Annotated in this window: 10 protein-coding genes and 1 pseudogene; 10 read left to right on the forward strand and 1 reads right to left on the reverse strand. The window is 34.1% G+C overall.

All coding sequences use genetic code 11. The features are described from left to right. Window positions 1-346 precede the first annotated feature (346 nt). From ACNH59_RS01580 to ACNH59_RS01600, 5 genes and pseudogenes are all read left to right on the forward strand, one after another. The gene (locus ACNH59_RS01580; protein WP_418263708.1) at window positions 347-574 is read left to right on the forward strand and encodes a hypothetical protein; all 228 of its coding nucleotides are present in this window, start codon (window positions 347-349) and stop codon (window positions 572-574) included. A 54-nt stretch (window positions 575-628) separates the two neighbouring features. After that, the gene (locus ACNH59_RS01585; RefSeq protein ID WP_418263709.1) at window positions 629-814 is read left to right on the forward strand and encodes a hypothetical protein; all 186 of its coding nucleotides are present in this window, start codon (window positions 629-631) and stop codon (window positions 812-814) included. Between the two features lie 545 nt (window positions 815-1,359). Beyond that, window positions 1,360-3,280 (forward strand): annotated as a pseudogene (gene nagB / locus ACNH59_RS01590) (glucosamine-6-phosphate deaminase). Window positions 3,281-3,672: 392 nt separating this feature from the next. Continuing rightward, a complete protein-coding gene (locus tag ACNH59_RS01595; RefSeq protein WP_418263710.1) occupies window positions 3,673-4,122 on the forward strand; it encodes a YhcH/YjgK/YiaL family protein in 450 nt (149 codons plus the stop codon). A gap of 3 nt (window positions 4,123-4,125) precedes the next feature. Beyond that, window positions 4,126-4,938, forward strand: a complete 813-nt coding sequence (locus ACNH59_RS01600; protein ID WP_418263711.1) for an SDR family oxidoreductase — start codon at window positions 4,126-4,128, stop codon at window positions 4,936-4,938. A 71-nt stretch (window positions 4,939-5,009) separates the two neighbouring features. Here ACNH59_RS01600 and ACNH59_RS01605 read toward each other — a convergent pair whose 3' ends face one another. Beyond that, a complete protein-coding gene (locus tag ACNH59_RS01605; protein ID WP_418263712.1) occupies window positions 5,010-6,056 on the reverse strand; it encodes a substrate-binding domain-containing protein in 1,047 nt (348 codons plus the stop codon). A gap of 183 nt (window positions 6,057-6,239) precedes the next feature. On the opposite strand from ACNH59_RS01605, the gene ACNH59_RS01610 reads away from it, so the two are divergent. From ACNH59_RS01610 to ACNH59_RS01630, 5 genes are all read left to right on the forward strand, one after another. Beyond that, window positions 6,240-7,052, forward strand: coding sequence for an SDR family oxidoreductase (locus ACNH59_RS01610; RefSeq protein WP_418263713.1), 813 nt, complete (start codon window positions 6,240-6,242; stop codon window positions 7,050-7,052). 31 nt (window positions 7,053-7,083) lie between these two features. After that, window positions 7,084-8,241, forward strand: coding sequence for a mannonate dehydratase (gene uxuA, locus ACNH59_RS01615; RefSeq protein ID WP_418263714.1), 1,158 nt, complete (start codon window positions 7,084-7,086; stop codon window positions 8,239-8,241). Window positions 8,242-8,352: 111 nt separating this feature from the next. Beyond that, window positions 8,353-9,771, forward strand: a complete 1,419-nt coding sequence (gene uxaC, locus ACNH59_RS01620; RefSeq protein ID WP_418263715.1) for a glucuronate isomerase — start codon at window positions 8,353-8,355, stop codon at window positions 9,769-9,771. A gap of 71 nt (window positions 9,772-9,842) precedes the next feature. Further along, window positions 9,843-11,288 (forward strand): MFS transporter, encoded by a 1,446-nt coding sequence (locus tag ACNH59_RS01625; protein WP_418263716.1) that lies wholly within the window; start codon window positions 9,843-9,845, stop codon window positions 11,286-11,288. A gap of 233 nt (window positions 11,289-11,521) precedes the next feature. After that, window positions 11,522-13,180 carry a right-handed parallel beta-helix repeat-containing protein gene (locus tag ACNH59_RS01630; protein WP_418263717.1) on the forward strand — a complete coding sequence of 553 codons (1,659 nt, stop codon included), beginning with the start codon at window positions 11,522-11,524 and terminating at the stop codon, window positions 13,178-13,180. Window positions 13,181-13,201: the final 21 nt, after the last annotated feature.

The following is a 13,201-nucleotide window of genomic DNA, read 5'->3' on the forward strand; positions in this document are numbered from 1 at the left end:
CTTTCTAAATATCGATTTAGACACCAAATAAACTGAAGTATTGAACACTTGAAAACTAGCTACACAAATTAAAAAATAGTTTCGAATATATCAAACTAAAATACCTTCTCAAACTTAGCCAAACACTCTAAATCCTCTATAAAGTGGTTCGACATTTGTTCGGTTAGGGCTACTAGACAGGAGAAATGATTTTACAATCGTTTCTCCTTTTTTATCACCACCTAACCCATTGTTTATCTGAAAGATAGTGGTCAAATTCAAAAATTGAGGATTAGACAAAAAGAGAATCAAGAACATTTACAAACTTTTTGATTGCATATTACAAAGTGCTAAAAGATGCCAGGTTTTGAATAAAAATGGTGGATACCAAATAATTCCATTTTATGTATTATGGATTCTATTTAGTGAAGGATATTCCTATTCAAATACATACGGTGAAAACCCAAAAGAAAAATTCAAAAAACCAGCATCTCCTCCTCAAAATGACATTAAAATAGTTAAAAATACAGCCACTGAACAATTAACTCAGCTTGGGGTAAAGTGTTATTGTCCAATGATTAAAAAAACAGCATAAAGTTCGGATAGGAAAAAAAAGGTAGAATTACCTTTTTTTAACCATTATATTTTTGTGCAATTAGCTGAAAAAGATAGAAATATGGTTTTCTTATCGCCAAGTGTCGTACGCTATTTATTGGGGTTAGGAAAACATGCAATAGTAAAAGACAAAGAAATTGAAACTATCAAAGAATGGCTAAATATTGGGGATACTGCAACAAAATTTCAGTTATGCAATTCCAAGTTGGACAAAAAATAAAATTACATTTTATACAACCCTATCTTCCTCATCTTGCAATTGAAATTCTTAGATTAAAAAAAACAAAACTACAGCAACTATATAGTTAGCAGTTCTCATGCTATTTTCAAAAAACCATGAGCTCACGGACTATTTTAAAATGAGAAATACCTCTCTGTTTTGATTTTTAAAACAGAAGTAAGCACTTGTTTTTAAAGAAGAATTCAAATGCAGTAGATTTCTAATGCAGAATTTGGGCTAAGCTAAAGCTTTCGTAATTAGAAGTTTTTTTTCTAAATTCTTTCAAAAAATAGCTACTAATAAAACAAAATTTGGTAATTTTATTGAAATACAATTCGTCTCAAACTCAATTATCACCATTACTTTTCCAGTCTTAGAAAATGCAAAAACACATCTGTTTTATTTTTAAATTTCAATCAAACTTAATTCCTTTAATCAAATTACAACAATATAATTTTAATAAAGCTCCTTAAGCTTAGTAAAATCAGAATAGCTTTTAAAAACCAAATTAGTAAAAATATCAATTAAGAAATAAACTAAGTAGCATGTTAAATAGTTTCATAGATAAAGCAACAAGCTTTGAGAAAAGGTTTGAGAATATTGGGACGATTGTTTTTGAAAACTCTACACTAGCATCAAAAGCAGTGGCCCAAGAAATTGCAGATTTGATAAAGGTTAAACAAGCTCAAAAACAGCCCTGTATTATAGGCTTGGCCACTGGCTCTTCTCCTAAAGGATTGTATGCTGAATTGGTTCGCTTACATAAAGAGGAAGGATTGAGTTTTAGCAATGTGGTTTCTTTTAATCTGGATGAATATTATCCAATGGAGCCTGATTCCATTAATAGTTATGTCCGCTTTATGAAAGAACGATTATTCAATCATATTGACATTCTTCCAGAAAATTATCATATTCCTGATGGAACTTTATCCAAAGAAGCTATTTCTGATTACTGCAGTCAATATGAAGCCAAAATTGAAGCTTTGGGCGGCTTGGACTTACAAATTTTAGGAATTGGAGGCAATGGTCATATTGGGTTTAACGAATCTGGCTCGCTACAAAACTCCAAAACTCGCTTGGTAGCCTTAGACCATATCACAAGAGTAGCAGCAAGTTTTGATTTTTCGGGCTTGAATAATACGCCTCGAACAGCCATTACACTAGGAGTAAAAAAAATAATGGAGGCCAAAAGAGTTATCCTTCTTGCTTGGGGGGAAGGAAAATCAAACATTATCAAAGCTTCTGTTGAAGATTCGGTCACTAATCTAGTACCCGCCTCCTACTTGCAACTGCACAACAACGCTACCTTTGTTCTAGATAGAGCCGCTGCTTCAAAACTCACTCGAATCAATAAACCTTGGTTGGTAGAGAAAATTGTCTGGACTGATAAGCTAATTCGAAAAGCTGTTTTATCCTTAGCCTTAGTTTTAAAAAAGCCCATTTTAATGCTTACTGATGCCGATTATATCGAAAACGGAATGAGTGACCTATTGGCTGATTCTGGCCCAGCCTACGACATCAATATTAAAATATTCAATAAATTACAAAACACCATTACAGGCTGGCCAGGTGGAAAACCTAATGCAGATGATACTAATCGGCCAGAACGTGCAGAACCCGCAAAAAAAAGGGTGCTCATCTTTAGTCCACATCCCGATGATGACATCATAAGTATGGGAGGCACTTTTAAGCGTCTGCATGAGCAAGGCCACGAAGTTCATATAGGCTACCAAACTTCTGGAAATATCGCAGTAGCAGATGATGAAGCTTTACGATTTGCTAGTTTTGTATGTGATTACAATGATAAGTTTGGCATCGAAAATTCTGAAGCTATAGCTATTTACAAGAAAGCACAAAGCTTTCTAAAAAACAAGTGAAATAGATATTGCTGAAGTAAGACATATAAAAGGATTAATCCGAAAAGGGGAAGCACAATCTACCTGCTACTTTATAGGTATTCCTGATACTCAAATTCATTTTATGAACCTACCTTTCTACGAGACTGGAACAATTATAAAGAAACCCATTGATGAAGAAGACGTTCGATTAACAATGAATTTAATCGAAAAAATTAAACCTCATCAAATTTATGCCGCTGGAGATCTAGCAGACCCTCACGGAACTCACAAAGTATGTTTGGATGCCATCTTTGAGGCTGTAAAGCGATTAAAACCTCAAAAATTCATGAAGGATTGTTGGGTTTGGTTATATAGAGGCGCTTGGCAAGAATGGGCTATTGACGAAATTGAAATGGCTATTCCAATGGGACCTGATCAAGTATTAGAAAAAAGAAAAGGAATTTTTAAACATCAATCTCAAAAAGACGGAGTTGTCTTTCAAGGTGCAGATAGCAGAGAATTTTGGCAACGTGCCGAAGATCGAAACAAAGAAACTGCTGATTTATATATTCAATTAGGTTTATCGCATTATGCTGCGATGGAGGCATTTGTAAGATGGCATTATTAGCTCCTATTTTTTTTAAGATAAAATAGTCAACATTAGCCTTGTTTCTTCATTTTATGTTGACTATACAGTAATATTACATTTAAAAAAATTGTAACAACTAAGAATTAACGCTACTTTACAGCATTTACATTTTCTTGTGCCAGTTGCCCACGATTATAATTAACATGTACAACAGTCCCCCAAGAAACATTGGCTAACCTCTTAATTTTAGTAAATGTAATGAATAAAACTCTTTCCGCTCATTATCTAAAAACACTATTACAAACCGAGTTTTTATCTCTATTTTAGCTACTACTGGTTCGTCGATATATAAAATTTATTTTTTTTATAACAAATACAAAACTACCTTAGCATACCCCTATCAACTTTTATTAAATCAAATAAAACAAATTATGATTATAGACAGTTTAAAAAATGCGGCTAAATACTACAGCCTTCACCCTAATTTCAAAGCAGCTTTTGACTTTATAGCTCAAAATGACATTGAAAGTCTCCCTGATGGAATGACTACTTTATCAGAAGGATTGCGTGTAATTGTAAACACTGGAAATGGAAATAATAAAGAGGATGCTTTGAAATTTTTTGAATGCCACGATGAACATATCGACATACAACTCTGCGTTAGAGGCTTAGAGATTTATGCTTGGAAACCAAGAGAAAAATGCCATCAGCCCAATGGAGAATACAATACTGAAAAAGATGTCCGTTTTTGGCATGATACTCCTGACACTTATTTTAAACTAACCAACAATCAATTTGCGATCCTTTACCCAGAAGATTGTCACGCCTCGATGATGGGAGAAGGTGAAATCAAAAAGCTAATCTTTAAATTAAAAATCTAAAAAATGAACAAACCATTTAATCTAGAAGGCAAAGTTGCACTCATCACTGGTGGTGGTGGCGTATTAGGGAGTGTTATGGCACAAAATTTAGCCCAAAACGGTGTAATTGTTGGTGTTCTAGGAAGAACTATTGAAAAACTTAATGCTGTTGTCGAAAAAATAAAAAATGAAGGTGGACAAGCTTTTGCCATACAATCAGATGTATTAAATCAAAAGGATTTAGAAAAAGTAAAGCATTTTATTCTTGAAAAATACAATCGATTGGATATTTTGATTAATGCTGCAGGAGGAAATATGCCCGGTGCAATAATTACTCCCGAACAAGATTTTTTTAATGTAAATCCTGCTGACTTACAAAAAGTGATGGATTTAAATATTATGGGAACAATAATGCCTTCCAAGGTTTTTTCAGAAATATTTGCCAAACAAAAAAATGGAATCATTATTAATATTTCATCCCCTACAGCTGAACGTCCCTTAACAAGAGTTGTAGGCTATTCAGCAGCAAAGGCAGCGATAGACAATTTCACGAGATGGATGGCAGTCGAAATGGCAACAAAGTATGGTGAAGGAATTCGTGTCAATGCCATATCCCCTGGTTTTTTTATAGGAGAACAAAACCGTGCCTTATTGCTTACACCAACTGGAAATTTGACTCCTAGAGGTGAATCTATCATAGCAAATACTCCGATGGGGCGCTTTGGAACTCCCGACGATATCATTGGAACTTTGGTTTGGTTGTGCACAGATGCTTCAAAATTCGTAACCGGTGTTGTCGTTCACATTGATGGAGGGTTTGGAGCTAAAAGCATTTAGAAAATTGCTTTGATTAGATTCTAAGTAACTAAGTAGCTTAGTAACTTAGAATCTTTTATATATTTTAAGTATTAATTATAATTTTCTTTAACGATAATTTCGAGTGGCATATAATAGGTTTCTTCAACTGATTCTTGTAAAACCAATTTTTTATACAAATGATTGATCCCCATATAACCCTGCTCTTCAGGCTTTTGATTGATTAAAAAATCAATTACGCCTTTCTTAAGGAATTCTATGTTCTTATTCAGTAAATCATAACCAATAATCCGAATCCCATCAATTTGATTATCCTCTAAAAATTGTGCTACGATATAAGCACGGGAATTAGGCACAAACACACTGTTGACGCCTTCAAACATGGTACTATCCAATTGATTTAAGTCCGAATCTTTAATGGTGATTTCATGAAAAGTAAAATTACTAAGCTCTTTATTATCTTTAAAAAAAGAATAAAATCCATCTATTCTTTGTAAATAGACTGAAGTCGCTTCAATTTCACGAGTGATTTTAATAATCAAAACTTGCCTTTCATCTTTAACGGCAAAACTTGTAAGTCTTCCTGCTAGGTAACCACTTTTAAAAGCATCCTGCCCCACATAAGCGTGTTTTTTACTCTCAGAAAAATCAGAATCAATCATGACCAATGGAATTTCTTTCTTTTGAAATTCTCTTAAGAAAAGCACTGATTCATCATAAAAAATAGGAGCATAAAGCAAGCCATCAAAATCGGACTCTAATACTTTTTGAGCTATTTTATTAAAAGATAAAGGATCAAAATCATATAAATAATAGTCTAAACTAACTCCATATTGTTTAAACTCCTTCTCTGCCCTCTCTATCCCTTTCATTTGTATTTCCCAATACTCAATATCATTAAATTGGGGCAACAATACCGCAAACTTAAATTTTTTATTAAAAGCTAGATTACTTGCAAAAATATTTCTCTTGTAACCATATTCATCAATAATAGCATTTACTTTATCTATATTCTCTTGTGCTACTTGCCCTCGATTATGAATAATTCGATCCACTGTTCCAGTCGAAACATTGGCTAAACGGGCTATTTCTTTGATCGTTATGATAGTATTTGACTTTAAGTTAGTACTGGGTTTCAAAAAGGTAAATTTAATTTTTTTTCTTAAAAAAGTTGCTCAAGTTGATTTTTTATATACATTTGTAATACCCCGTGTGCGAACACGCAAGTTAATAAAATATCATTAATGCACTAATTAATCATACATATTTAATTTTAAGCATTAAATAAAGAGAAAATAATAATCAACTATAAAATTAAAAAAATGGATTCAATCTTTAATTTAAAAGGAAAAGTAGCTCTTATTACAGGAGGTGCAGGTGTTTTAGGAAGTAATATGGCTACGGTTTTAGCAAAACAAGGAGTGATTGTTGGTATAGTTGGATTTACATTGGAAGAAGCAGAAAGAACTGTTGAAGCTATTGAAAAGATTGGAGGACAAGCTTATGCTGTCCAAGGAAATGTATTAGACAAAGAAAACTTAGAAAAAATTAGAGATTTCGTTATTGAAAAATACGGAAAACTTGACATATTGATTAATGCTGCTGGAGGAAATATGCCTGGAGCAACGATTGGACCTGATCAGGCAATCTACGATTTAAAAACAGAAGACTTACGTAAAGTTTTAGACTTAAACATTGTTGGAACTGTATTGCCATCACAGGTTTTCTCTGAAGTTTTTGCTAAGCAAAAATCAGGAAACATAATCAATATTTCTTCGGCTTCAGCCAAAAGACCATTGACGAGAGTTGTTGGATATTCTGCTTCAAAAGCAGCTATTGACAACTTTACACAATGGATGTCTGTTGAATTAGCATCTAAATATGGTGAAGGAATCCGTGTAAATGCTATTGCACCAGGATTTTTTATTGGCGAACAAAACCGTGCCTTGTTATTAACTCCAGAAGGGGAATTAACTCCTCGTGGATTAAAAATCATCGAACACACCCCAATGGGAAGATTTGGAGTACCTGAAGATCTTGATGGAGCCTTGTTATTCTTGTGTAGCGATTTATCAAAATTTGTTACTGGAACTGTGGTAAATGTTGACGGTGGATTTGCAGCATCAAGTATTTAACATTAACTATTACTTTTAAAAAATATATAAAATGGAACAAACGTGGAGATGGTACGGACCAAATGACCCAGTAAAATTATCAGATGCTAGACAAGCAGGTGCAACTGGAATTGTTACTGCCTTACATCATATCAAAAACGGTCAGGTGTGGGAAGTAGATGAAATTATGAAACGAAAAAATGAAGTGGAAGCTGCTGGATTGACTTTGTCAGTGGTAGAAAGTATTCCTGTTCATGAGGACATCAAAAAACAATCAGGTGATTATTTAAAATACATCGAAAACTACAAGCAAAGTATCAAAAACTTGGCTGCTTGTGGTATCAACATAGTATGTTATAATTTTATGCCCGTTTTAGACTGGTCAAGAACAGACTTATCCTATGAAGTAGAAGATGGTTCAAAAGCATTACGCTTTGATGTAAATGAATTTGCCGCTTTTGAATTGTTTATCTTAAAAAGACCAGGTGCAGAAGATACCTATACTGAAGCACAAAAAATCAAAGCTAAAGCTACTTTTGAAAAATTAAGCGATGCCGATAAAATCAAATTACAACAAAACATTATAGCAGGATTGCCAGGAGCTGAAGAATCATATACTGTTGAAGATTTCTTGAAAGTTTTGCAAGGATATGATGGAATTGATGCGGCTAAATTAAAAGAAAACCTATATTATTTCCTTCGTGAAATCATCCCTGTTGCTGAGAGTGCAGGTGTAAAAATGGCCATTCATCCAGATGATCCTCCATACCCAATCCTAGGTTTGCCTAGAGTTGTAAGTACGGAAGCTGATTTGAAACAATTGCTAGACGCTATTGATTCTCCTTCAAACGGATTTTGTATGTGTACGGGTTCTTATGGGGTAATTGCTGAGAATGATTTACCAGGAATTGTAGATCGTCATGGTGAAAAAATGAATTTTATCCATTTGAGAAGTACACAAAGAGATGCTGAAGGGAATTTCTATGAAGCCAATCATTTAGAAGGCGATGTAGACATGTATGAAGTGGTAAAATCAATTGTTAAAAAAGAAAAAGAAACTGGTCGAATTATTCCAATGCGTCCTGACCACGGTCATCAAATGTTAGATGATTTGAATAAAAAAACAAATCCTGGTTACTCAGGAATAGGTCGTTTAAGAGGTTTGGCTGAATTAAGAGGTCTTGAATTAGGCATCAAAAGAAGTCTTTAATTCTACAAAGCGCTTATAAAAAATAAGAATAATGCATTCTATATTTACCGTAAAGGAAGTAATTCCTTTACGGTAAATAGTTATCCACTGTAATCTATTGCAACAAAAAAAATGACTAAAACCGCTTTTATCACTCCTGATTTCATGCTACATAATGAAGTAGCACGCACCCTTTATCATGAGTATGCTAAATCACAACCCATATTTGATTACCACAATCATCTGTCGCCAAAAGACATCGCTGAAGACCGTCAATTTGAAAACATCACACAATTGTGGATTGAAGGAGATCATTACAAATGGCGTGCAATGCGTGCTAACGGAATTGACGAAAAATACATTAGTGGCGATGCTTCCGACTATGAGAAATTCATAAAGTATGCTGAAACGATTCCTTATACGCTAAGAAATCCGTTGTACCATTGGACACATTTTGAATTGAAAAATTATTTTGGAATTGAAGAATTACTTAATGCAGAAACAGCCGATGCTATTTACCATCAATGTAATGCCTTATTGAAAAAACCGGAGTTTAGTGTTCGAAATTTGTTGCGAAAAATGAACGTCAAAATGGTGGGAACAACAGATGACCCAACCGATGACTTACAGTACCATATACAACTTAGAGAAGAAGATTTTGATATTGCAGTATTGCCTTCTTTCCGTCCAGATAAAGCGACTGAGATTGAAAAAGGAAGTTTGTTTGCTGACTGGATTCAAAAACTTGAGAAAACTGTAGGTTTTGAAATCAAAACATTTGCAAAATTGATTCAAGCTTTACAACTGCGACACGATTATTTTCATGAAAATGGATGCCGCATTTCAGATCACGGACATGCTACTTTTTATGCTGAAAACTATACAGAGGAAGAAATTGACAGCATACTTGAAAAAGGAATAAAGACTGTAGCCTTAACCGAATTAGAAATTAACAAATACAAGTCGGCTGTTTTGTTTGAAGTTGCCAAAATGAATCACAAACGCAGCTGGGTCCAACAATTTCACATAGGTGCTATCCGCAACAACAACTCTAAAATGATGACGCTCTTGGGACCAGACCAAGGTTTTGATTCTCTTGGAGATTTGAGTGCAGCAAATGCAATGAGTGCGTTTTTCGGAAAATTGAGTACAAATGATTCCTTAACCAAAACCATTGTCTATAACCTAAACCCAAAAGACAGCGAAATGTTTGCTGCTATGGTGGCCAACTTTAACGATGGCTCTACTCCAGGAAAAATGCAATATGGCGCTGCATGGTGGTTTTTAGATCAAAAAGATGGTATGGAAAAACAATTGAATGTTTTATCAAATTTTGGTTTACTAAGTCGTTTTGTAGGTATGTTAACCGATTCCAGAAGCTTTTTGTCTTTTCCTCGTCATGAGTATTTCCGACGTATTCTATGTAATACTTTGGGAGAAGAAGTTGAAAAAGGAGAACTTCCTAATGACATGAAACTCATTGGAAATCTTGTAAAAGCCATTTGTTATGAAAATGCAAAAGGCTATTTTAATATTCCTATAAAAGAATAACATATATTTACGTTGGAGAAAACCACCTCCACCCTATTTTAATTTTAATAAAAATAAAACTATTAACTATTATGAATAACAAAAAAGAAACGATTGGAAAATACCGCTGGACAATTTGCGGATTGTTGTTTTTTGCAACTACCATAAATTATCTTGACAGACAAGTACTATCCTTAACATGGAGTGATTTTATTGCTCCTGAGTTTCATTGGACCAACAATGATTATGGAAATATTACCGCTCTATTTTCTATTTTTTATGCTGTCTCTTTATTGTTTGCAGGAAGATTTGTGGATTGGTTAGATACAAAAAAAGGGTTTCTTTGGGCAATTGGGATTTGGTCAGTAGGTGCTTGTTTACATGCCTTTTGTGGAATTGCCACTTCTGGAATTATCACTGGTAATTGGTTTGTAGGTTTTGAAGGAGCAAAAGACATTATTGAAAACATCAACGATACCGGAATGGTTATCAACGTAAGTGTTACCCTGTTTATCTTTGCACGTTTTGTTTTAGCCTTAGGTGAAGCAGGAAATTTTCCAGCTGCAATCAAAACAACTGCTGAATATTTTCCAAAAAAAGACAGAGCCTTCTCTACTAGTATTTTTAACGCTGGAGCAACAGTAGGTGCTTTAGCAGCACCAATTACAATTCCGTTTATTGCAAAAGCTTTTGGTTGGGAAATGGCTTTTATCATTATTGGAGCCTTAGGATTTGTTTGGATGGGATTTTGGATTTTTATGTATGACAAACCAGAAAAACACCCAAAAGTGAGTGCTGCCGAATTAGAATATATCCAACAAGATGATATTGCAGATAGTAAACTAGTCGGTTATGTACCTGAAACAACTGCCAAAGTTTCTTTGAAACAGTGTTTAACCTACAGACAAACATGGGCTTTCGCTTTTGGTAAATTTATGACTGATGGTGTATGGTGGTTCTTTTTGTTCTGGACGCCAGCTTATTTGAGTTCTGTTTACGGAATGGATTCTACACAAGCAGCTTTCCCTTTATTTGTATTGTATATGATTACACTACTTTCTATCATTGGTGGATGGTTGCCTACTTATTTTGTTGAGAAAAAAGGTATGGATCCTTATGCTGGTAGAATGAGATCCATGTTAATTTTTGCCTTTTTTCCATTACTAGCTTTAGTAGCACAACCTTTAGGACACATTAGCTATTGGTTGCCTGTAATCATAATTGGAATTGCTGGAGCTGCACATCAAGCCTGGTCTGCTAATATATTTACCACTGTTGGAGATATGTTTCCTAAAAAAGCCATTGCAACAATCACTGGAATTGGTGGTTTAGCTGGAGGTATTGGTTCTACAGTAATTAATAAAAGTTCAGGATTGTTATTTGATTTCAGTCAAGAAACTAACATGAATTTTATGGGCTTTCAAGGTATAGAAGCTGGTTATTTTATCATTTTTTCTGTTTGTGCTGTTTGTTATTTAATAGGTTGGACAGTAATGAAAATATTGGTTCCAAAATACAGTCCAATTACAGATTTGTAAAATAGGATATCTGGATTTCTATTCAAATTAATCAGAGGTCAACATGAATTCCACTAATTTACACAAATTAGAAAAGTAGAAAATGAAATTTCACAAATGCTATCCGTTTAAGGCAAATTCGTGAAAAATCAAACAGTTCAATTTCGTGTAAATTAGTGGAATTCGTGTAAACTTACCTAGCTATTTTGGTGTTGAAATTCAAAAATAGCATTTCTTTAAAAAAATAGTACGTTATGAATATACCTAATAACATTGTTAAGATTCTGGTTTTATTTGTATCCTTAGCACCAAGTCTCCTTTGGTCACAAACCAAAGAAGATATTCAAAAAATACTTCTAAAAAACAATGAAACCTATATTCCTGATTTTAGTTATGCTGGTTATCATAACGGTGAAAAACCATTACCTACTCCTAAAAGCACAATAGTATATGCTACGGATTTTGGTGTAATTGCAAATGACCCAATTGATGATTCAAAAGCACTTTTGAAAGCCTTAGAAAAAGCCAAAACCATTCCCGGAAATGTGGTATTAGAATTACCTGCAGGAAGAATCATTTTGAGTTCAATACTCTATATCGAGCGCAGTAATTTTATCTTGCGTGGTGCTGGTTCTGACGAAAAAGGCACAGAGATTTTTTGTCCTCGCCCCATGATGTATTTGAAAGATCCAGAATCATTGACTGAATTACGCGAATATTTAGTCACATTTGACAAACGTCAAAGGGAAAAAGAAAACAATATTGATCTTCCATTTTCACAGTATGCATGGTCTGGTGGCATGATCTGGACACAAGTTCCTGGTGAGCGTGTAAAATCCTATTTAGAAAAATACGACCCTGAAATTAACGTATTGACAAAAGTAATATCTGGAAAAAGAGGAGAAACTACAATTACGGTAACAGATACTAAAAACCTAAAAGTAGGCGATGTAGTTGAGTTAGAATTATTCAACAAAGAAGGACAAAATGGAGAAATTATTACAGCTTTATACAACAACTCTGACTTAAAACCAGGTTCACATCACTGGCAATTTCCAACATTACCATTAGTCCGTCAACAAGCCGAAATCGTAAAATTCACAAAAAATATTGTTACCATCAAAGACCCATTGATGATCGATATCAAACCCGTGTATGAAGCACAACTTGTAGAATGGAAACACCTTGCCGAAGTTGGTATTGAAAACTTAAAAATTACTTTCCCTGATGCTCCACGAGTGGCACATCACGTAGAACCTGGTTATAATGCAATATTTCTGACCCGAATATTTAACAGCTGGGTAAACAATGTAGTTATTCACAATGCTGACAGTGGTATTCTTACGGAAGAAATTGCTAACACCACTGTGCAAAATATCACTACAACTGGTAATAATTTAGCACATTACACCGTAGCTTTAGGTGGTGTTCACAATGTTTTGATTAAAAATTTAAAAGTGTACAATGATGCAGTACATCCGATGAGTTTTAATACTTTTTCAACTAAAAATGTGTATCAATATTGTACCGTATTTAAAAATCCTATTCTAGACCAACATTCAGGACTGAATCATCAAAATTTATTTGATGCAACAACGGTTTATATCAAACCTAAAGCCGATAATAGTTATCCTATTTTTGGAGGCGGTGGAGCAGATTATTGGAAACCCTCACATGCGGCTTTCAGTACTTTTTGGAACTTGAATGTCCAAGTCGAAAATGCTTCAAAATCTCTATCTATTCTATTAAACGGACTTAAAGACGGTCCTTTCGCCACCGTGGTTGGAGTTCACGGAAACGCAACATTTGAGGTATCTTATGAACCCAATTCATACAAACAATTAATCAATCAAAAACCTGCAACTATCCCTTCCCTTTACGACTATCAGTTGAAGAAAAGGTTAAAATTATAGTAATTAGTAACTATCTTTATT

Origin of the sequence: Flavobacterium faecale (assembly GCF_048320115.1) — a bacterium.
GTDB classification, from domain to species: domain Bacteria; phylum Bacteroidota; class Bacteroidia; order Flavobacteriales; family Flavobacteriaceae; genus Flavobacterium; species Flavobacterium faecale_A.

Excerpts from the sequence above, each read along its gene's own strand:
- ACNH59_RS01625 (WP_418263716.1), top strand. The coding sequence starts at position 9,843 with ATGAATAACAAAAAAGAAACGATTGGAAAATACCGCTGGACAATTTGC.
- ACNH59_RS01600 (WP_418263711.1), top strand. The coding sequence starts at position 4,126 with ATGAACAAACCATTTAATCTAGAAGGCAAAGTTGCACTCATCACTGGT.
- ACNH59_RS01630 (WP_418263717.1), top strand. The coding sequence starts at position 11,522 with ATGAATATACCTAATAACATTGTTAAGATTCTGGTTTTATTTGTATCC.
- ACNH59_RS01595 (WP_418263710.1), top strand. The coding sequence starts at position 3,673 with ATGATTATAGACAGTTTAAAAAATGCGGCTAAATACTACAGCCTTCAC.
- uxuA (WP_418263714.1), top strand. The coding sequence starts at position 7,084 with ATGGAACAAACGTGGAGATGGTACGGACCAAATGACCCAGTAAAATTA.
- uxaC (WP_418263715.1), top strand. The coding sequence starts at position 8,353 with ATGACTAAAACCGCTTTTATCACTCCTGATTTCATGCTACATAATGAA.
- ACNH59_RS01610 (WP_418263713.1), top strand. The coding sequence starts at position 6,240 with ATGGATTCAATCTTTAATTTAAAAGGAAAAGTAGCTCTTATTACAGGA.